Source organism: Phyllobacterium myrsinacearum, from assembly GCF_014138285.1.
Classification (GTDB): Bacteria; Pseudomonadota; Alphaproteobacteria; order Rhizobiales; family Rhizobiaceae; genus Phyllobacterium; species Phyllobacterium myrsinacearum_A.
Genome location: NZ_JACGXN010000017.1, coordinates 61,622 through 82,347, shown reverse-complemented (window position 1 = coordinate 82,347; position 20,726 = coordinate 61,622). Strand labels below are relative to the sequence as shown.

The window sequence follows — 20,726 nt, the reverse complement described above, 5'->3', positions numbered from 1 at the left end:
CCCAGGAATTTATCTATGACCTTCCGTAACGGCCTTGACTCCCTTCTTCGTCCCGAAGATTCCGTCCTCGTCATGATCGACCATCAGCCCTATCAGCTCGCGAACGTGAACAGCCACGATCCGCAGGCGGTCGTGAACAACACGACGGCGCTTGCGAAAGCTGCAAAGGTTTTCAACGTCCCCACAATCCTGACAAGTGTGATAGCCGGCCGGGGTGGCCTGCTCTTCAAGCACCTCACCGAAGTTTTCCCCGGACAGGAGGTGATCGACCGCACATTCATCAACACCTGGCAGGACCCGAAAGTGGTGGACGTGGTGAAGTCTACCGGCCGCAAACAACTGATCATTGCTGGCCTGTGGACCGAAGTCTGCGTTGCGATGCCGGCAATCCAGGCCGCGGGCGAAGGCTGGGACGTTACGGTGATTACCGACGCATCGGGTGGGACCTCAGTCGAAGCGCATCAGGTGGCGATCCAGCGAATGATGGGGGCTGGCATCAATATGATGACCTGGCTCGCGATCGCTGCCGAGTGGCAGCGCGATTGGGCTCGTGAGGAGACCGCAGCCGCACTAACGGACGTTATCATCGAGCACGCCGGTGGCAGCGGCATTGCCTATCTGTGGGAACAGCAGCTTCTCAATACGCCTGTACAGGCGGCCAGCAAGGCCGGTCTGTAAAGGCTGAAGGAGATGGCGAGTTCTCGGCTTGATGCCAATGCAAGGTCGAGCCTCGCCATCATCGCCATTTTGGAAGGAATAACTGTGATGCCGATCAATCACTTCCCCGTCGGGCTCGAGATGGATGTGTCGTATCCGGATTTCAGAGTCGGCTTGACGCTTCTCTCGACGTCGCAGCTGAAATTCGAGATCAAAGAGGGACCGCTCAGGCACACGGAAATTGTCGATATCCATGTCGTGCCACTCGGTAACAGTATCTTCGTCGTCAGTTGGCAGGAAAAGGACGGAGCAACGGTCACCAACGTGCAGGACTACGATCGCGGGCTGATCCATTCGCATGCCACGGTGTCCGACGGTCGGTTCCTGCGCATGACCGGAACGATCACTGTGACACGGGCTGCAAACCAGAATTTTGACAGTCGGCCGCAGCGCAACAAGGCGCTTGTGCTCGAGGCGATGACCTCCCTGTTTCAGCGCCGCGATGCTTCGGCGGTGGAGAGGCTCTACGTCGTGGACTACGTCCAACACAACCCGAACATCCCACAGGGTCGCGATGCCCTGAAAGCGATTGTCGAAAGCCTACCTCACGATGTCTTCTACGAACCCGGCCTAATTGTTGGCGAAGGCGATTTCGTCGCGATACACGGCCGCATCCGCGGCTGGGCAGAAGGCCCCCAGGTCGCGGTCGATCTCTTCCGGATCGAGGGTGGTAAGCTCGCCGAGCACTGGGACGTACTTCAGAACGAAGTGCCAGTCGCGGTCGCGCTTGGGGGCGCTTCGATGTTCGACTCTGAAGAGGCGTCGCTTATCGCCGACAACGACTAAATGCGTCCTGGCTCGGCACTGTTCGACGTGCATGCGAATGAACACCAGCCGACCATTAAGCCTGTGAGGATTCACGTGGAAATCGGTATCGACAGTTTTGCAGCCATCCTTCCTGATCCCGCAACGGGAAATCTCCCGTTACCGACCGATCGCATGGCCGAGCTTATCGAGGAGGTCGTGGTCGCAGATCGCGTCGGGCTCGACGTATTTGGTATTGGAGAGCATCACCGCAGTGAGTTTCTCGACTCCGCCCCGGCCGTCATTCTGGCCGCGGCCGCGGCCCGTACCTCCCGCATCCGGTTGACGAGTGCGGTCACGGTTCTCAGCGCCGCCGATCCGGTGCGCGTTTTCCAGGAATTCGCAACCCTCGACCTGATTTCCAAGGGTCGTGCGGAGCTCGTGGTCGGCCGCGGATCCTTCATCGAGGCCTATCCGCTGTTCGGCCTTGATACGCGTCACTATGACGAGCTCTTCGCCGAAAAGCTCGACCTGTTTCTCAAGCTTGGCGAGGTGACCGACATCACCTGGGAAGGCCGCTTCCGTCCGGCACTCAAAGGGCAGGGCGTCTTTCCGCGTCCACATCAGTCGCAGCTTCCAGTGTGGATCGGAGTTGGCGGTTCGCCGGAATCCTTCGCTCGCGCCGGCGCACTCGGCCTTCCTTTGATGGTGGCGATCATCGGCGGCAGGTTCGAACGTTTCCGCCCACTTGTCGATCTCTATCGCGAAACCGGTCAACGCGCCGGGCATGATCCGGAAAAACTCAAGGTGGGAGTCCATGCGATGGGCTTTGTCGGCGAGACCGATTTGGCTGCAAAGGATGCCTTCTTCCCCGGATGGGCGCATCTGACGACGAAGATCGGCAGTGAGCGCGGCTGGTCGCCGACGAAGCGTCAGCAGTTCGAGATGATGGCGGGTCCTGACGGCGCATTCCTGGTCGGCGATCCGAAAACCGTTGCCGCTAAGATGCAGCAGGCAAGCGAAACGCTCGGTGGCCTTCGGCGCATCACCTTCCAGATGAGTACCGCTTCGCTTGATACGGAGGCGATGAAGCGCTCGATCGAACTTCTGGGCACCGAGGTCGCTCCAATCATCAGGGCGGCGCCCCTGGGTTAGGTGTCGACAGTGTAGCAACGGAGGAATGCCAAATGGACATCGAAGATCTGCGAGTGTTCGTCGAGGTTGCGGATTCGGGAGGCATCACTTCGGCCGCGCGTCGGCTGGGGGTTTCCAAGTCGATGGTCAGCCGTGCGCTCACCAGGATCGAGGGCGCGCTAGGAACTCAGCTTCTTGCACGAACGACACGTGGAGCCGGCCTGACTGAGGCCGGGGTCCTGTTTCGGGACTATGCGGCAAGGGTCTGTTCCGAGATCGACATTGCGCGCGAGGCGATCCTGCCCGAAGGTGACCTTCGTGGACGGTTCCGGGTGGCCGTTCCGCTGACATCGGGTCCGGTCCATTTCGCGCCTGTTCTCGCCAAGATGGCGCGCCATCACCCGCAGCTTCAGATTCATGCCGACTACAGCGACCGGTTCGCCGACCTGATCGTCGATGGGTTCGATTGTGCGATCCGTGTTGGCGCCCTTCGCGATTCGAACCTGATGGCAAAACGCGTCGGCCAGATTTACGGCAAGCTGGTGGCGAGCCCCGATTACATAAGACTGCATGGCTCGCCGGAGACGCCGGAGGACATCGCATCACACTACGCTCTGGTCGGTGCGGAGACGTGGCGATTCATGGATGGCGAGAAGATCATCACTGTGCAGCCGCGGGGCCGCTTCAGGACCGACAACGGAATGGCGCTTGCGAGCGCAGCCGCTGAGGGGCTGGGCATCTCCTGGCTCCCTGATTGCGTCACCCGCGATTATCTCGCTTCAGGGGCTCTCATTCCGATCATGACACGTTTTCCGCTACCGGTCGGCGGGGTCTATGTCGTACGGCCCCCCAGCCCGCATCCATCCCGAAAAGTGCGAGTTCTCTCGGAGTTCCTGATCGAATCCTTTGGGAATGACACGCATTTTTGGGGCACTGGGAGTTGATGCCGCGGACAGCGTGTTCCGCTTGTCGCAACACAGCGTAGCGCTCTGCGCGGCTAGTCGCTGGCGCTGGCGCTTTCTAGTTTCGGTGGCGGCTTTGGCTGACCGGGTAGCAGAACGAGAGGGCGGCCCCGCAGGGTCTACCCCGCAGAATGAAGAGGAGAAGATGCATGAGTTGGAACCCCGCAATTGCACCAGCCTGTCCTGAAGAGGTCGGCCTGGATGCGATCGACACTCTCATCATTCCACGTTCGCGCGACCTCGGTGGCTTTGAAGTTCGGCGCGCCTTGCCTGCGCCGAAGCGTCAGATGGTTGGCCCGTTCATCTTCTTCGATCAGGTCGGGCCTGCGGAACTTCTGACTGGTCAGGGCATCGATGTTCGACCGCACCCCCACATAGGACTCGGCACCGTCACTTATCTTTATCGCGGTGAATTCCATCATCGCGACAGCACAGGCGCCGACCAGATCATTCGCCCCGGAGCTCTGAACTGGATGGTCGCGGGCCGGGGTGTCTCGCATTCCGAGCGCATCACGCCAGAAGGCCGCAGCGGTCCGCAACGCCTGCTGGGGATCCAAACTTGGGTAGCGCTTCCCGACAGCCATGAGGATATGGCGCCGATGTTCGAACATCATGAGACACAGGCCCTGCCCATGATCGAGGATCACGGTGTCACCGTTCGGCTTATCTTGGGAAATGTCTATGGCAAGGTTGCTCCCGCGAGGATGTTTACCGAGACTTTCTATGCCGATGTCAGGCTGGAAGCAGGTGCTCGCCTGCCCATGCCGGACGATCACGAGGATCGGGGGATCTATATCGTCGAGGGTTCGATCTCGATCGCTGGCCAAGACTTCGAAGCGCCGCAGATGATGGTGTTTCGTCCCGGTGACAGGATCACGGTGACCGCTGGCGGCCAAGGTGCAAGGCTGATGGCCCTGGGCGGCGCGACACTCTCAGGACCGCGCTACATTTGGTGGAACTTCGTGGCCTCTTCCAAGGAGCGTATCGAAGAGGCCAAGGCCGAATGGCGTGCCCAGAACTGGGGCAAGGGGCGTTTCGATCTCCCGATTGATGACAGGGACGAGCACATCCCTTTGCCCGAGTAGTATCTGCTGGTCGGCTTCAAAAAGAGTATCATCTAAGGATGGGTCAGGTCGCCATGTTAGCACTGGATTGATGACGGAGGAAATGAATTGAGCCAAGAGGTTGAACGGGAGGATGGCGTGTCTAAGGGATGCTACCGGATCGTTGTTGATGGGCACGAATCCGAAATGACATACAGTCGTGCGGGTCAAAAGCTGATCATCATCGACCACACAGATGTTCCTGCCGTGTTGCGTGGCCGAAAAATCGGTGAGCAATTGGTCCGCCAGGCGGTAGAAGATGCCAGGCGGGAAGGGATCATGATTATCCCGCTTTGCCCATTCGCGAAAGCGCAGATCGAGCGTCATACGGAGTGGCAGGATGTTTTGAGCAAGTGAATAGATTCTGCCAGCCAACGAAATAGAGCCGGCTGAAAGGAGTGTTATGCAGAGAAACACATTCTTATTCCAAGAGGCGGAGCTGGCCCTGCAAGTTGCTGCCGATGAGGTGATTAATGGCCGGAAACACCCCTGATCTAACTTTGGCGGAGCGCCAGGTCGCCGATGTCATCGCTCGCGCCGACAGGAAGCTGGCTGCCGCGGTTTCGCGAGCCCTTGAGGAATCGACCAAGATCGTCGCAGCGGAAATGCGAGCCATCGACCAAGAAGATGCTGCACCGGCAATGCAATATTTTGCGGCAATTGTTCATCAGCGAATGTATTGTCTCATGTGTGGGGCAGACCCGGATACGTTTGAAGGGGGAGACCCTGAAGTTGCCTGCCACGTTATCCGCAACTCCCAGAATATTGCCAGGCACTACTGGTCCGCAGACATCGAACCGTCCCTTGCGAAATAGCGATGGATCCTCCATTGACATCGAGCGCGGCGCTACCATTGCATCGGCGGCACCTCTCATTGCCGCTGCACTCAGCGTTGAAAGAGCCATTTCGCGACGTTTGGCTGGCCGCGCCCCCGATCGCTGATACAGGTCAGATTCCTGTACGATCTGAAATCGCGGCGACCGGTTATCCGCCGGGCAATTCTGCCAGAGCACCCCATCCGCAACACATACAAGCTATCCGACAACTTCCGGCAAACGGATAGCCAATACGCACCCGACCCGCCCGCTTGACGGCGAGAGTTCGATCGGGAACCTGGTCGACTTCGGGGCCAGATGATCTCGTGTGCCAAACCGCAGAATGGGAACGAGCCGATCAACCTCGCAACCTTGACGCTACCCTCACGCCGATCATTCATCTTGCCTATAAAGGCCCTCCGCGCGGTCCTTGACGGCTGCGGTCCCGAAACATTTGAGGAGCATTTCGGTGAGTACCCTCACCTTTCGAGAGGGATACTGGCCAGGCGGCCTCACGACGAAGATGCCGGCTGGCGGAATCGGATGACGCGTCATGATTGGCACCAGTGCACCAGAACCAATATGGTCCGCGACAAGCGGTTCTGGCAGATAGGCGATCCCGATTCCATCCAGAGCGGCCGCTACGAGGGACATTGCGTTATCAGCTATGAAACGTCCCTGGGGACGCACCGTGACAATCTTGTCGCCATCCATGAATTGCCACTTCTCGGCGTCCCGCATAACGACTTTATGATTCACAATCTCGTCCGGTGTTTCGGGAGCACCGTAAGCCTCGATATAGGCGGGACTTGCAACCAGCTTGCCAAAAATTGGTCCGATGCGCCTTGCGACGAGGTTCGAGTCCGGCAGATGCCCCAGCCGAATTGCGCAATCAAAACCCTCTCCCACGAGATCTACGAAGCGATCAGTATAGGAAGAAAGGATTTGTAGTTGCGGGTGTCGGATAGCCATCTGGGAGATGACAGGAGCAAAATAGGTCGGACCAAATGACAATGGCGCGGCTACGCGCATGCGGCCTCGAAGCTCACCGGCGGGCAGGATCGTTTCGCGCACCACGTCCAATTCCGCGGAAGTCCTGGCTGCGTAATCTCTGAATGTACAACCTGCTTCTGTGAGCGCTATACCACGCGTTGTCCTTGCAAATAGCTGCGCGCCGAGTTCCCCCTCAAGCCTGGTGATCCGCCGGCTGACCATCGACTTGGAGATACCCAGTCGTATCGCTGCGGACGATACTCCGCCCGCATCAGCAACTTCGACAAATATTCTCAGATCCTCAAGTTCCACAAAGCGTTCCTTATTTTGCGACACGGCTTCACACGAACGAGGACTACCAAGGCAAACAAGAGAATGACAACTTCGCTGCGGCTGACTCTCCCATGAGGGCATCCTCGCAACGTGCCTCACGAACCGCCAATATAGGATTTATTCCATAATCTTTCTAACGGATTCAACTCACTTCTTCGTCCATCGCACGCATCCGTAAGGCGCTGGCTTGCGCATGACCGCAATTCGTAAAAATCAGTCGAACGAGGGTAAAATGATCAGAAAAATATTCATCGCGTTTGTGACAACTTTTTCTTTCTCTGTGGTTCAGGCACAAACGATGCAGGAACAGTCCGGCGCTGATCTGATCGTTTTCAACGCAAAGATCTTCACCGGCAACCAAGCTCAGCCCGAAGCTTCGGCTTTGGCGGTCAAGAAAGGTCGCATTTATTCCGTCGGCTCTGATGTGGACGTTCTCGGTCTGAAAAATTCCAAAACCGAGATCATTGATGCTCGCAGCCGCAGACTGATCCCCGGCATCATCGATGCCCATATCCATGTCCTCAATGACTTGGCCTATAACTACAATGTAAGATGGGATGGTGTGCCGACGCTTCGTCGCGCATTGGCCATGCTGAGTGAGCAGGCCGCACGCACGCCGGAGGGCCAGTGGGTTAAGGTGATTGGAGGCTGGTCACCATACCAATTTGAGGAAAATCGCTTTCCCACGCTGGACGAATTGCGCGCCGCCGTGCCCGATCGTCCCGTGATCGTGCAATATGCCTATAACCAAGCCTTCTTGAACAAACAGGCGATGGAGGCATTTGGCGTGGGCACCGATCGGTTCCCAAAGGTGCCGGACATCGAATTTGAAAAGGACAGCCTCGGCAATCCGACCGGCGTGGTCCACGGCTACACCTGGTTGTTTCTCGCCCTCGAGAGCATGGTGCCGCAGACCACGTTCGAAGAACAAGTGAGTTCGTTGATCTATAGCATTCACGGTCTGAACCGGACCGGCGTGACCTCGATCATCGATAATGGCGGCAGGTGGCCATACCCGGAGGCCCAGGCGAGGGTAGCCATGCTCGCCCGAGACAACCGCCTCAATGTGCGGATGCCCTTTGTGGACTTGCAACTCGGCGACGGCGGGCCGGTGAACATGGTGGATCTGGAAATCGAAGCCATCACGAAAACGGCGCCGATAAGTCCAGGACAAAACCTGCACCCCACCCTGGCACATGGCCATGAATATCGAGGTGCCGGGGAGGTTCTGAGCGGGGAAGTGCACGATCATGAGAACTTCGACCGTCCGGCGGTCATCATCGAGCCTGAGAAGATGCGGCGCTTTGTCGAGCACGATGTGATGAAGCTCGTCCAGCGGCGCATTCCGTTCCGCATGCACGTTAGCTACAACGAGAACATCTCGCCCTTTCTCGATGCCCTTGAGAAGGTGAACGAAACGATCCCGCTCGATGGCCTGAAATGGAGTCTCGAGCATGCGGAGACCATCAGCCCGGAAAACATCGATCGGGTGAAGAAGCTGGGAGGCGGCATCGCCCTGGACGCCAAAATGGCGCTGCACGCCGATGGTTTCATCAAGACATATAGTCGTGAGAAGGCGTTGGAGACGCCGCGTCTGCGCAAACTCGTGGATAGCGGCATCCCGCTGGCCATGACCACCGACGCTTTCCGGGCTGCCACGTTCAACCCGTGGGTCGGTATAAGCTGGATGGTGTCCGGCAAGTCCGTGTCCGGATCGGAGGTTCTCGCCGAGAACAACCGCCTCTCCCGCGCCGAAGCGATGAAGCTGTTCACCAGTGGGGCAGCCTGGTTCATGAATGCAGAAGCCGAGCTAGGCACAATCGCCCCCGGAAATCTGGCCGACTTCGCCGTTCTTGACAGGGATTACTTCGCCGTGCCGGAAGAGCAAATCAGCTCTATATCGTCTGTCCTAACGATTATGGACGGAAAGGTCGTGTTTGGTGCACAGGACTATAGCGCTCTATCGCCAAAACTGCCCGAAATCCTTCCAGCCTGGTCACCCGTAAAATACTTCGGCAGCTATCATGGGGAAAAATGAACCCCGCGGAAAGGTTTTCTCCGCCTTCCCCAACAGTCCCATTGCAGAAGCTCGTTGGACTCCGGTTCCGCCGCATGGCCGTTCCCTACTGCGTTGGAAGCACCATCGCCTGAATGTAGGATCAGCAATTATTCAAGACGCGAGTGCCGACGACCAAGAGCGCTCGCTGTTCAAAAGTAAGGTTGATGAGATCTTGGACGAGGCATCTCGAAAAGTCACGTTGTCTCCAGCCTCGTCATCTCGTCTCAAACGCCCTCATGCTTCGGCGTGCCAGCGGCGGACGGCTGCGATCACCCTCGGAAAGCTGACGCAGGATGTGGGTATGGGCCGAAGGCTGAAAGGGAGGATGATTGACCGACAGAGATGTGCCGTCTCGCGTCGTTCAATAGCGCTCGGTCTTGGGTCCGTATCCAAGGCGCGGACACTCCTGCTTTCGCTTGCCGCCCTTGCCTTTGCTCAATGGGACTACCGGCCAGCCCTGGCGGATGATTCTCGCTTGGAGCAGGAGAGGCCCTCGATAAAAGCCGACCGGTCGCGGGAGGACTGGTCGCGCCTCGCGGATTCGAAACTGAAGACTCAACCGCTGGATAGTCTCAAATACATTCCGTTGTTTTCCTCCAATCCCAACAGCTACATCTCGCTCGGACTCAATCTACGCGAAATCTTCGAAGTCAGTGATGCGCCGGCTTTCGGAACCGTGCGTGCGAACCCCAGAGACTCTTACTGGTTACAGCGCGCGCAGTTCCATATCGACGCTCACCTGAATGAAAACTGGCAAGTGTTCACGCAGTTCGAGGATGTGCGTGCGTTCAACAAGACGGTGATCGGTCCTAACGACGCAAACCGATTTGACCTTCGGCAAGCATTCGTCGGCTATACGCAGGAGACTGACGCCGGAACATTCAGGGCAAGGGTCGGCCGTCAAGACTTTGCCTTTGACCTGGAGCGGTTCGTTTCAACGCGCGACGGGCCAAATGTCCGCCAGTCATTCGACGCTGTCTGGGCCGGGTGGGAGACGGATGCATGGCGCTTCTATGGTCTTGTCAGCCGGCCTGTTCAGTATCGCGATGACCGCCCTTTCGATGATCGATCAAACGGCGATGCAATGTTCAGCGGCGCGCGCGTTGAGTGGCAGCTCTCGCCGACGATCGAGGCATCCGCCTATTACGCGCTTTATCAGCGCAAGGACGCCACCTTTCTCACCGTGTCGGGTGAGGAGGACAGGCATATCCTCAATATCCGGACGGCTGGCAAATATGCCGGCTTCGACTGGGATGCGGAAGCGATGGGACAGGTTGGCAAGGTGGGCCCAGCCGACATTCTGGCCTGGGCCGTGGGTGCGAGGACCGGCTACACCTTCGAGGATCTCACCTGGTTGCCGCGGATCGGTCTGCAGTTCGACGTCGCGTCGGGCGACCGGGACGCGAGTGATGGCACGCTCGGCACCTTCAATCCGCTGTTTCCGAACGGCTTCTATTTCTCGCTCGGTGGTCATACTGGATACGCCAACCTCGTCCACATCAAACCATCGGTCACCGTTCAGCCGACAGAAGACCTGACCCTGATGGCAGGGGTCGGACTGCTCTGGCGACAGACAACACAGGACGCCGTCTACACCCTGCCAAGCATTCCCGCGGCTGGCACGGCGGGTCATGGGCCAGCATGGACGGGAGCCTATTTGCAAGCCGAGGCGGACTATCGCTTCAATCCCAATCTCACGGGGTCACTGGAAGCCGTCCATTATCAGGTCGGCTCGGCGCTTCGCGACGCCGGAGGCCGTGACAGCAACTATGTTCGAGCGGAATTGAAATACTCATGGTAGCGAATGCACAGCCAAACGCACCAACACCGGCCTTTCGCCGTGCGAAACATCTTTTCTCGTTAGAAACCAACCATTCCATATCACATTATTTATAAGTCCACCGACGTGTTTAGGAGACCTGTGCGCGGAGAGGTTTTTCCTTTCCTGATCAATGGGTTGCCGACATCGATCTGCTGAGAAGCGATTCACGAACCATCCTCGCGCAACCATCGGCGCCTTGACTTCGTTGGTCCTGAACAAAGGCTAACGTATTGATCTTCTGTCGGTTTGAAGATTGAGCAGTATCCGATTTGGCCATGAGAACGGTGACGACCGCCATCATAAAGGCACGCCAAAGAGCCAGCTTCCGTCATCTTCTGGCTGTGATTAACGAGTCCTGCCCCCAGGTGGCATATGGTGCGGCGAAGCCTTTTGTCTATCGAATGGTTCTCGGTTCGAATCTTCTCAAGACGTTGGCATTTGAAGTGAGATTTCCGATGAGTGCTGGATACGCATCATCTACCCGTCATTATGGCAATTGAACTAATGCCATCAATGAGCAAGATGAGGCCGACAATGGCTCGTCCGGTTTCAGACTCGCTCAAAGAATAGCAGCCCTTCGGCAACCGACCCCATGTCTGCCATTCAGACCTAAATTCTAAATTCCCGAACACTGCCATCTGGCGTCGTTGAACCCTGTGAGCGATACGCGTCGATTTTGGTAATCAGCTCGGAACTGCTCGAGGTGCGACTTACGTGGCCTGGCGTCTGGCGGCGAAAGCGCCGGGTGGTGTTCCGACATGCCGCGAAAAGGCCATGCTGAATGAACTGACCGACCCATAGCCGACACGCCGCGCGAGTTCGGCCATGGCGATATTTCCCCTCACCAGCATGTCCTTTGCCACTGCCATCCGCCAAGCCGCTACATATTCCATGGGCGTGGATCCGACCTTGCCGTGAAAGCGGTCAAAGAAGGTGGAGCGCGACATGCCTGCTGCAGCGGCCAGGCCCTGAACGGATAGACTCGCACCGGGGTCTGCATGGATCTGCCGCAGCGCCAGGGCAAGTCGTGGATCGGCAAGGCCACGGAGCAAACCGGGTTCTGCCATCGTGCTTTCGACGGAGCGCAAGGCCTCGACCAGCAGCAGTTCCAAAAGCCGCCCGAGCACCATGTCGCGCGCCGCCCGATCGCTTTGCGTCTCTTCCTGGATCATCTGAACGAGCACGATCAGGCGTCCCTGTGCGCGCACATGGATGACCGCCGGTAGCAGCGAAACGAGCAGTTTCCGGTCCGGCGAGGCAAAGCTGCAGTGGCCCACCAGGCACCGCACCTCGGTCGGTGCGTCCTGTTCGCCCAGGCGGAACATGCCGGGACCGATCTCCAACGGCAGGTGCGGGGCGCCGTTTGGCGGCGGATTGATGCTCGACATGGTGAAATCGAAGACTTCCGGCACCAGCACGAAGTCTCCTGCTTCAAGGACAAGCGGTGCACGGTCCCGAATAGTCAGAAGGCAAGTGCCTTCGACCATGGCGCAGTAGAACGGACTTGCCATGTTTGTACGCTCAACGCCCCAGCGCCCGCCGCCGTTGACAAGCTTGGCGATCGAGGGCTCCGGCTTGAGCAACGCGACAACGCTGGCGAGGGGGTCAGTTGTCGAAATAGCCATATTCGGACTTTCAGTGAAGTAATATGGACGTTCAAATATAGAAAGTCCGAAAGTCTTTGTCCATCTTTCGTCTTAGCAACGACAGGAGATACATTAATGCCCAAAATTCTTATCACCGGTGCTTCGTCGGGTTTCGGTCTCGCCACGGCGGAACTCTTCCTCGCTCAGGGATGGGAGGTCATCGCGACCATGCGCGCGCCGGCGGCACACACTATGCCAGCGCACGATCGACTACACAGCTTGTCGCTCGACGTGACCGATGCAGCGAGCATCGCGCAGGCAGTCGCAGACGCCGGTGCTGTCGATGCGCTCGTCAACAATGCCGGGGTCGGCATGTTGAACGTGCTGGAGGGTGTAGACATGGCCAAGGCCCGCGAACTTTTCGAGACCAATGTCCTCGGCACAATGGCTATGACCCAGGCTGTCCTGCCGGGCATGCGCGCGCGACAAACCGGCGTCATCGTCAACATCAGTTCCAGTGTCACGCTGCGCCCGTTTCCGGCACTGTCGGTCTATAGCGCCAGCAAGGCCGCCATCAATGCGTTTACGGAAAGTCTCGCCCTTGAGATGGCGCAATTCGGTATCCGCACGCGGCTTGTCTTACCGGGTTCCGCCCCGACGACCGCCTTTGGAAAGAATGCCGTGGCACGCATGGGGATGGACGTCCCGGCGCCCTATGAGGCTTTCGTGCAAGATTATTTTGCAACGATGCGCAGCTCGACCGAGAAAACAGAGGCTGACGACGTGGCGCAGGCCGTATGGCGAGCGGTGACAGAGCCGGATGCGCCGATGCGCCTGCCCGCAGGCGCCGATGCAGAAACAATCTTCAGCCAAACAACCACCCAGGCCAACGGCTGAGTCCACTGCTCTCTTTGAACCGGCGACCCGCTGGGTCGCCTACAAGCATGAAACACAGGATAATCTCATTGATCTATCGCGTTCCATCCCCCCGGGGCCGGGTTAACCGTAGCCTATACCCCAATCATCCTGCCCATGGCGGGACGCACACCGCTTGAACTGCGCCTGACAGCACCGGCCAAGGGTGACGCTCTGCCAATTGTGCTGTTGTCGCACGGGGCCGGACCGTCCAAATATGTTCCGTCCAAGGATGGCCGCGCTCGTTCTCGATCAGATCGGCGATGCGCCAATCACAACGGCTCGTCACCTTGGCGACGACGGGATCGCGACAAGGGGCCAAGTTTCAATGCCTGCTATTCGCCGAGTGAGGCGGCGATCTGCCCCAGCATGCTACCCCCCAACCCTTTTCGGTTTGAGGCATGTACTGTGCCCACTGTGCGTCCATCCTGTGCTCGATCGTCGCTTCGCAGCCATCGCCAAGCGAGCGGATGGTGAGTGTGACGATGGAGGTGTCTTCCTGTTCTTCCTTCTCGGATGTAAACCAGCTGAACACCAACTTACGGGGCGATCGATCTCCCGATAACAGCCCCAGTGCACCGCCTCGCCATCGTCCCGCATATCGGAGAAGGTGAAGCGGCCGCCGACACGAGGGTCGATTTCGACGCGCTTCACGTCCATCGGCCCCATGCCCGGAAAAGGTTGCTGCATCCAGCGGTGCGCCACTTCAGGGTCGAGCCAGGCATCGAATACGCGCTCAGCCGATGCCTTGAACCTGTGACTTACCCGGGCTTTGACAGTTTCGACCACTCTCACGATTCCTTATCTGGTGTTTGGGTTGCATCCTCGGCCATCAATATCGCGTCGAGCGCCTCAAGCCGGTTGGTCCAGAAGCGCTGTTGGCCCGCGATCCAGTCCTGTGCGGCATGAAGCGGCTCAGGCCGAAAGACATCGAGAATGACAATGATGCGGACTTTGAAACGGATGATTTCGAAGAAGCCGCAGAGTAGCAAGGAGAGGGGCGGCGCAAGTCGCCCAATTCATACCGAATACCATTGCAATAATCAGGATATTCTGCATTATACAGAAAATACAGAAAATGAGGAAGCCATGGCCACCAAAGTATCAACTGCCGAATTCATCCGCCATTTTGGCCGGTTTCATGATCAGGCGCAAAAGGAACCTATCGTGCTCACAAAACACGGGCGCGATACGGTTGTTGTCCTGTCTAAGGAAGAATTTGAACGCATGCAAGGTAATGGTGATCCGCGCCGAGTTTTTGCAATGGGCGAGACACCTGCCGATCTGGCAGAAGTTTTGCTGAATGGACTGGACAGCCAGATTGCCGAACTGGAGGCAAAAGCGGATGAATAAGGAATCGCGCTTTAGCAGCGGAGCAATCGTTCGTTATCCCTACCTTTGGCGCTGGCAATCGGATAAGGGGCGAGAGCATGGCGAAAAAGATCGTCTGGTTTGCCTTGCAATGGCTCTTCCCGATCCACGCCAGAAACTCACTCATCTGTCATCCTTGCTATATCAGGTACGTCACAGCTCGATGAACAATCAGCTATCGAGATTCCGGCACTGGAAATCAGGCGGGCAGGGCTGCGTGAACATAAACGGGCTTGGCTGACAATCGGCGAATACAATTATGACGTGCTTGAGCGATCCTACAACTTTGATCCTGCCCAAGAGCCACAAGGCCGGTTCAGTGACAAGTTCCTGCTCGAAATTCAGCGCGCCTTGCGTCCAATGTTGCAATCGGCCAGAGGCAGAATTGATAGGACGAGCTAAGCAGCGACAAAACCAACGGTATCAGCGCTCGCCCCCGCGTAGCGTGCGGGCATCGAGCCCGCTTGCTACCCGTATTCTTGAAGGCCGCGTCTCTCCCGCGCCTTCAGCCAAAAGCCTCGGTCAGCTCAGAGAGCGGGGCTTTTCCCGATTCATGGATGTCAAAGCTGATTAGAGATGTGACGCTTTCGGCAAAGTAAAAATGCGACTGCAGGTCGATGAAGGACACGATGGTCAGCCCCCGAGCTGTCCGGCTGGACCGGGTTGCAAGGGCAGATCGATCGGGGGCGGGTGAAAGCGCACCCCTTCGGCTTTAGCTTCCCCCATAGTCGCGTCAACTTCGGTCATGGCGAATGCAGACGCAGGGTAATGAAATCGAAGGCTTGGTGAAAGATCGGATGCCAGGTGTGATCCAGCGGCGAACCCAAAGGATGCCAGAAAAACGAAAATGTATGACTATGGTCATCTTCCGCTGCACAGACGCCATCTGTCTGGCAAACCGAACGAATGCCAAACGAAGAAATGCCACACAGCGCGGTCAGATCCTATCTCCCTGCTTCCTAACGCCTTCATCGGAAATTCAGCGAGCAATCCACTCTCCTCGCAGAGTTCACGCGTGGCAGCATGTTGCGGAAACTCGTCCTTCTCAATCGTGCCTTTGATGAATTGGTTTCCCGCCGATGGGTGCGTGAAGGCAAGGATTGCTAGACCCTGATCTGTTGCCCGAGTGACGATGGCGCAAGCTTTGCGTCTCGAAGCATCAGGATGTCAACGGCAACTCCAAGCCAAAAGCGGCCTTATTCAGCCGCCTCTATCCGTGCCAGCGCCTTCTTCCGGCGTGCGATAACTTCGGGATCGTTCATGTAATCCGTCCGGCCACGTGGTTTGCGCTTTTGATAGCCATTGCTCTGACTGCCATCAGGAAGGGCAAACATATGGTTGGTCTGGCCCGCGCGGCGCGGGCCGCTCTTGCTGCGCTGCAGCTCGCGACCGGATTGCATCTCTGCGACGAAGGCCAGCACGTCATCAAGACGCTCGTTCACAATCTCTGTTCTTTGTACCGAACGCAGCTTCTCGCGGGCCAACGTCGGACCGAAGTCATGATAGTGTTCACGCACGATATCCAGGATCGCATTGCGAAACGTCTCCGGATAGCGCGGGTTGCTCGGCTGGCCGCGGCTGATCGACAGAAGCTTGGCGGCGTTGCCAACGCTCAACCGTCGGTCTCTAACTTTTTGAACCGCCTCCAGGCGGTGAAACTCTTTCTGGGACATCGTAACAAGGGGGAAGAACAAGAACTGTGATGGCGACACGCCCTCGCGCCGGGCAATTGCCGAAACATTCGCACCAGGTTCCAGTGTCTCGTCCACTAGCCGTGTCTTCGTCTCGTCTGTCCAGCCACGACGAGGCTGCAATGGCCGGGCTTCGAGGTGCTCAACGATGGCACCGTAGACATATTATCGTCTGGTGGCTAACCTCGGAACCCGCTATTCTATGCCGGGTTGGTAAACCCGGCGAACTAGTCGCGTTGTTTTGAGGTTGCATGGCGAACACTTTTCCACATGGCACAGTCCACGAAGCACGCGAAGATCTTCAAGCAGCCTTGCGATTGGATCCGAAAGTCTTTGAGCTGTGGGATAGTCTGACGCCGCTCAGTCGGAATGAGTTCATCTGCTGGGTGGATGATGCGAAACAACCAAAGACGCGGCAGCGTCGCATTGAGCGAACCTGTGACGAACTGTTGGAGGGCAAGAAGCGCCCCTGCTGCTGGGCGGGCTGCATTCATCGCACGGACAAGGCACCGAGCCGATGGCAACAGGCAGTCTTGATTGATCCGCAGGGAAGAACAGGTCGTAAACCGGCCTAAACGAACGTCCCCTTTTCGTTCTTCCCAGAAAAATACTGCCGAACCGCTACCCCCCAATCACTGACAGTGCTGCAACCTAAGCGGACCGGCGACTTTCAAGAACCGCCTTGTCAGCTTGAACGACCGAAATGGGCGCGCAAAGAAACCGTCGTTGTTTGGCTCCTTTCATTCCCGTTTTAGCAGGAAGACAGGATAGTGGCGGTCTGCAGCTCATATCTTTTCGGGATGTTGTCATAAGGGAGTTGTTGAAAAAGAAGGCTTTGACGGGGATTGTAGACATTTAAGCTATAATCCAAAGTGCTCGAAATTCGCGTGTTATCGCCTTTTTCAAAGGAAGCCTTGCGAGCCTTTCGCGGCGCGTAAGACCGATGAGTTTCTAACAACTTCCCTGATTGTAAGCAGCATTAATCTGTACATCGTATGTTCGACTCCAATCAAGGCGAACAATTTTACGCCGCTGAATTCCAGCGCCTGAATGAGCTTTTGCGGACTTTTTGTCTCTAATCGAAACTACTGAAAACTGCGTATTATCGGCATTTACAAAGGAACGTCTTGATGCGCCGTATGTGAAAAAGGCCATATTATACATGAGTTGTTGGTCTGCAGAATCCTTTTGCATGCCGATCGGCAGAGTGAACAAGTCGCCCCTGAAAGAATGTAGCCAGGACCTTTGTGCCGGCAATTTCTTCAGGGGATACCTCGGTCAGATCGCGATCCAGCACAATCAGATCGGCAGAAAGGCCAACGGCCAATTGGCCGGTTTTCTCGCCAAGCCGCATGGCCAAAGCAGGGTTTCTGGTGAAAAGCGGCAAGGCTTCTTTGAGACTGATCGCTTGCTCGGGAGCATGGACGCCGGGAAATCTGCCGGTGGGATCCTGGCGTGTGAGCAAACCGGACAGGGCAAGCCATGGATTGATATCGGCAAAGATCGTCAGCCAGTCTGATCCGATGGCGACATCGGTACCAGCGTCGAGCAGGCTGCGGATAGGCCACGTGGAGGCATATCGCTTATCACCGACAATCCGTTTATGGGTAAGACTTGCGCTGCTGGGAAACCACAATGGTGGGTTGAGATCGGCAAGGATATTCAACTGCGACAGACGAGCGATATCGTCGGGCCGAATGAACTGGCCATGCGCGATGTGATGCTGTGGACCATTAGGGCCATTTGTTCGCCGCACTTCTTCGACCGCGTCGATAACCGTGAGAACAGCGCGGTCGCCGATGGCGTGTATCTTGACGCTCAACCCCAGTGTGTCGAAGCGTAAAATTTCCGCCGCCAGTTCCTGAGATGAAAGGGCCATGGTGCCGCGATGATCCGGCAAGACATCGGGATTATCGCACGGGTATGGATCAATCATGGCGGCGGTACGCAAGGATGGAACGCCATCAAGAAATATCTTGGCTGCGCCGGCGATCATATGCTCCCCGCAAATGTTCCGGTGCTCAGCCAACAGGTGTTCGGCCGCCGCCGGGTCGTAGCCCGGGCACGTACTGCTCAGCGCAAGGGTAAACCCGGTCCAGCAGGTGAGGCGGCCCTGATCGTCCAGGGCACGAAAGGTGTCCAGCATGTCCAGTGTGCTGCTCGCATCGCAAAAGCCGGTCATTCCCACACTGTTGAACAATGCAACAGCCTTTCCCGCGACTTCGACCATCTGCTGCGCGGTGAGGGCTGGAATTTTGTCCTGCACAAGCCATACTGCCGTTTCGTGCAGCAGGCCGGTCGCCTGGCCGCCCGCCCTGACGATCTCGCCATCCGGCGGATCGGGGGTATGTACGGTTATACCGCCGCGAGCCAAGGCCGCTGAATTGGCAAAGATGCCATGCCCGCTGACATGTTCAAGGACGACCGGTCGGCCATTGCTAATGGCGTCGAGCATATGTAGCCCCTCGATGCCAAGCCGCTGCATATCTGCCAGTGCAGTTGGCCCGAAAGCGCTGCCGATAATCCACTCGCGTTCACCCTCCTCGATAGCGGCAAGCCGGATGCGCTCAAGCACGGCCGCAAAATTGTCCGTCGGTTCAAGCCGCGTGCTGTAGAGTTTGACGATCATGCCCGGCAGCGCATGGAGATGAAAATCGATGAGACCCGGCATGGCAAAACGGCCTTGCAGGTCACGCATGTCGGTTGTCTCATCGATCAACAGCTGCATGTCGTGCAGCCGGCCGAGCGCAAGTATTTTGCCGTCCCGGCCGAAAGCGATGGCGTCAACGACGCTTGATGCTGCATCGAGTGTATGAATTCTGCCATTATGCAATATACGTCTGGCTGTCATGCTTGCGTTCTCCTTCGCGCGATCATGATTGGCCATTGTCTCGTCCGAGCAGGAAATCGGCACAACGTTCAGCGATCATGATACAGGGGGCATTGGTATTGCCGCTGACAAGGGTCGGCATGACAGAGGCATCGGAAATGCGCAGGCGCTGCACGCCAATGACCTGCAGCTTGTTGTCGACGACTGACAGCGGATCCTTTCCCATCTTGCAGGTACCGGCCGGATGGTAGACTGTCTTGGCGATTGAACGTGCGTGGTGGATGAGTTCCATATCGCTTTCGGCATCTGGTCCCGGTGCAAGTTCACGAAAACCCAGGGCCTGCATGGAGGGGGCGGCCAGGATGCGGCGTCCCAGACGGATGCCTCGCACGAGCGTATCGATATCATCCTGATGGGTCAGATTATTACCAACAAAGACAATCGGGTCCTGCGGATGAGTGCTTCGCAAAGAAATTTTGCCTCGCGACATTGGACGCAGGATGCAAGGGTTAATCGACACACCGTGTCCTTGCATGTGACCGCGCATTGCATCGCCGACAAGAGCAGGCGTGACATGGAACTGTATATCCGGTCTGCCCTCGCCGGCAGTATCGACGAAGCCGCCGGTCTCAACGACGTTCGATGTCAGCAGTCCGGACCGGGCAAAGAAATATTGCAGGCCATTTGCGATGGCACGAAAACCCTTGTCCTGTCCTTTGAGCGATATGGGTCGGTCGGTTATGCCGTAAACGGATGCGGTGATGTGATCCTGAAAATTTTCGCCCACACCTGGAAGGTCGCGCATGACGGGTATGCCATGTTGTTGCAACTGCGAGCCTGGCCCGATACCGGAGAGCATCAGCAATTTGGGCGTGGCCAGTGCCCCTGCGCTCAAGACAACTTCCTCCTTGGCCCGCGCTGTGTGCAAGGCGCCCCCGCGCGTGCGGTAGCGAATGCCAGCTGCCGCGCCATTTTCAAGAATGAGGCCATGCGCTTCGCTCTGCGTACGGATGGTCAGCAAGGGCGATTTTAGAACTGCCTTGAGAAAAGTTGCGGCGGTGGAGGCGCGTTTCTGGTTGAAGGTTGTTGTCTGATAAAAACCGATACCGTCCTGTGTAGCGCCATTGAAATCGGCGCTGTAGGGCAGGCCCACTTCCTGCGCCGCCCGAACGAAAGCCGAGCTGATGGGATGGCGATGGCGCGGTTCGGATACTTTGAGTTCGCCGCCTGTGCCATGGAATACGCCGGAAAACGTTTCATTGTCTTCCGAGCGGCGAAAGACCGGCAAAACCTCGCTGTACCCCCAGCCTTCGCAGCCCAGATCGCGCCACGTATCATAATCTTGCGCCTGCCCGCGAATATAGATCATTGCATTGACAGAGGAGCCGCCGCCAAGCGTGCGCCCTTGCGGGACCGTAAGAACCCGGCCATTGGCACCCGGTTCCGGTTCAGTTCGGTACATCCAAGTTCGTTTCGTGCCGAGCACGCGAACGAAAGTCGCGGGAATATGGATGAATGGCGTGTTATCGCGTGCTCCAGCTTCAAGCAGCAGTACGCTTTTGCCGGCCATTACCAGCCGGTTCGCCAGAACACAGCCTGAAGATCCTGCGCCAACGACAATATAGTCATAAGATTGCACCTGTGTTCCTCC

The 20,726-nt window shown here is 57.4% G+C and carries 17 protein-coding genes and 3 pseudogenes; 12 read left to right on the top strand and 8 right to left on the bottom strand.

Annotation, left to right across the window (positions count from 1 at the left end):
• Nucleotides 1–15 precede the first annotated feature (15 nt).
• The 7 genes from FHW16_RS27250 to FHW16_RS27220 all read left to right on the top strand — a co-directional run bounded on the left by FHW16_RS27250 (nucleotide 16) and on the right by FHW16_RS27220 (nucleotide 5,475).
• The gene (locus tag FHW16_RS27250; RefSeq protein WP_182552445.1) at nucleotides 16–678 is read left to right on the top strand and encodes a hydrolase; all 663 of its coding nucleotides are present in this window, start codon (nucleotides 16–18) and stop codon (nucleotides 676–678) included.
• A 12-nt stretch (nucleotides 679–690) separates the two neighbouring features.
• Nucleotides 691–1,503 (top strand): nuclear transport factor 2 family protein, encoded by an 813-nt coding sequence (locus FHW16_RS29020; protein ID WP_246711981.1) that lies wholly within the window; start codon nucleotides 691–693, stop codon nucleotides 1,501–1,503.
• 75 nt (nucleotides 1,504–1,578) lie between these two features.
• Nucleotides 1,579–2,616 carry an Atu2307/SP_0267 family LLM class monooxygenase gene (locus FHW16_RS27240; protein WP_182552443.1) on the top strand — a complete coding sequence of 346 codons (1,038 nt, stop codon included), beginning with the start codon at nucleotides 1,579–1,581 and terminating at the stop codon, nucleotides 2,614–2,616.
• A 32-nt stretch (nucleotides 2,617–2,648) separates the two neighbouring features.
• Nucleotides 2,649–3,539 (top strand): LysR family transcriptional regulator, encoded by an 891-nt coding sequence (locus tag FHW16_RS27235; protein ID WP_182552441.1) that lies wholly within the window; start codon nucleotides 2,649–2,651, stop codon nucleotides 3,537–3,539.
• Between the two features lie 167 nt (nucleotides 3,540–3,706).
• A complete protein-coding gene (locus FHW16_RS27230) occupies nucleotides 3,707–4,642 on the top strand; it encodes a pirin family protein (protein ID WP_182552439.1) in 936 nt (311 codons plus the stop codon).
• Between the two features lie 87 nt (nucleotides 4,643–4,729).
• Nucleotides 4,730–5,017: a GNAT family N-acetyltransferase gene (locus tag FHW16_RS27225; protein WP_182552438.1), complete on the top strand. Its 288-nt coding sequence runs from the start codon at nucleotides 4,730–4,732 to the stop codon at nucleotides 5,015–5,017.
• Between the two features lie 116 nt (nucleotides 5,018–5,133).
• Nucleotides 5,134–5,475 (top strand): hypothetical protein, encoded by a 342-nt coding sequence (locus FHW16_RS27220; RefSeq protein WP_182552437.1) that lies wholly within the window; start codon nucleotides 5,134–5,136, stop codon nucleotides 5,473–5,475.
• A gap of 393 nt (nucleotides 5,476–5,868) precedes the next feature.
• On the opposite strand, the gene FHW16_RS27215 is transcribed toward FHW16_RS27220, so the two are convergent.
• Nucleotides 5,869–6,780, bottom strand: coding sequence for a LysR substrate-binding domain-containing protein (locus tag FHW16_RS27215; protein ID WP_182552436.1), 912 nt, complete (start codon nucleotides 6,778–6,780; stop codon nucleotides 5,869–5,871).
• A 253-nt stretch (nucleotides 6,781–7,033) separates the two neighbouring features.
• Between FHW16_RS27215 and FHW16_RS27210 the strand changes: the two genes are divergently transcribed.
• Both FHW16_RS27210 and FHW16_RS27205 read left to right on the top strand, forming a co-directional pair.
• Nucleotides 7,034–8,839, top strand: a complete 1,806-nt coding sequence (locus FHW16_RS27210) for an amidohydrolase family protein (RefSeq protein WP_182552479.1) — start codon at nucleotides 7,034–7,036, stop codon at nucleotides 8,837–8,839.
• A 346-nt stretch (nucleotides 8,840–9,185) separates the two neighbouring features.
• Nucleotides 9,186–10,661 (top strand): alginate export family protein, encoded by a 1,476-nt coding sequence (locus FHW16_RS27205; RefSeq protein ID WP_182552435.1) that lies wholly within the window; start codon nucleotides 9,186–9,188, stop codon nucleotides 10,659–10,661.
• 731 nt (nucleotides 10,662–11,392) lie between these two features.
• Here the strand turns inward: FHW16_RS27205 and FHW16_RS27200 are convergent.
• Complete coding sequence (locus FHW16_RS27200; RefSeq protein ID WP_182552434.1) at nucleotides 11,393–12,307, bottom strand: helix-turn-helix domain-containing protein; 915 nt, start codon at nucleotides 12,305–12,307, stop codon at nucleotides 11,393–11,395.
• A gap of 96 nt (nucleotides 12,308–12,403) precedes the next feature.
• Here FHW16_RS27200 and FHW16_RS27195 point away from each other — a divergent pair, with 96 nt between their 5' ends.
• Nucleotides 12,404–13,165, top strand: a complete 762-nt coding sequence (locus FHW16_RS27195; protein WP_182552433.1) for an SDR family oxidoreductase — start codon at nucleotides 12,404–12,406, stop codon at nucleotides 13,163–13,165.
• 390 nt (nucleotides 13,166–13,555) lie between these two features.
• Here the strand turns inward: FHW16_RS27195 and FHW16_RS29335 are convergent, their stop codons facing one another.
• A complete protein-coding gene (locus tag FHW16_RS29335) occupies nucleotides 13,556–13,972 on the bottom strand; it encodes an SRPBCC domain-containing protein (protein WP_210278296.1) in 417 nt (138 codons plus the stop codon).
• A 153-nt stretch (nucleotides 13,973–14,125) separates the two neighbouring features.
• Between FHW16_RS29335 and FHW16_RS29010 the strand changes: the two genes are divergently transcribed.
• Nucleotides 14,126–14,536, top strand: a complete 411-nt coding sequence (locus tag FHW16_RS29010) for a type II toxin-antitoxin system prevent-host-death family antitoxin (protein ID WP_246711979.1) — start codon at nucleotides 14,126–14,128, stop codon at nucleotides 14,534–14,536.
• An 879-nt stretch (nucleotides 14,537–15,415) separates the two neighbouring features.
• Here the strand turns inward: FHW16_RS29010 and FHW16_RS29330 are convergent.
• The 3 pseudogenes from FHW16_RS29330 to FHW16_RS29175 form a co-directional block, all read right to left on the bottom strand.
• Nucleotides 15,416–15,694: pseudogene (locus tag FHW16_RS29330) on the bottom strand (NUDIX domain-containing protein); the annotation flags it as partial.
• Nucleotides 15,695–15,750: 56 nt separating this feature from the next.
• Nucleotides 15,751–16,029, bottom strand: a pseudogene (locus FHW16_RS28780) (ISNCY family transposase); the annotation flags it as partial.
• A gap of 231 nt (nucleotides 16,030–16,260) precedes the next feature.
• A pseudogene (locus tag FHW16_RS29175) lies at nucleotides 16,261–16,368 on the bottom strand (transposase); the annotation flags it as partial.
• Nucleotides 16,369–16,496: 128 nt separating this feature from the next.
• On the opposite strand from FHW16_RS29175, the gene FHW16_RS27170 reads away from it, so the two are divergent.
• A complete protein-coding gene (locus FHW16_RS27170; protein ID WP_182552430.1) occupies nucleotides 16,497–16,820 on the top strand; it encodes a YdeI/OmpD-associated family protein in 324 nt (107 codons plus the stop codon).
• A gap of 581 nt (nucleotides 16,821–17,401) precedes the next feature.
• Here FHW16_RS27170 and FHW16_RS27165 read toward each other — a convergent pair.
• Together FHW16_RS27165 and FHW16_RS29245 are read right to left on the bottom strand one after the other, a co-directional pair.
• Nucleotides 17,402–19,096: an amidohydrolase gene (locus FHW16_RS27165; RefSeq protein WP_182552429.1), complete on the bottom strand. Its 1,695-nt coding sequence runs from the start codon at nucleotides 19,094–19,096 to the stop codon at nucleotides 17,402–17,404.
• 22 nt (nucleotides 19,097–19,118) lie between these two features.
• Complete coding sequence (locus FHW16_RS29245; protein WP_182552427.1) at nucleotides 19,119–20,714, bottom strand: GMC family oxidoreductase N-terminal domain-containing protein; 1,596 nt, start codon at nucleotides 20,712–20,714, stop codon at nucleotides 19,119–19,121.
• Nucleotides 20,715–20,726: the final 12 nt, after the last annotated feature.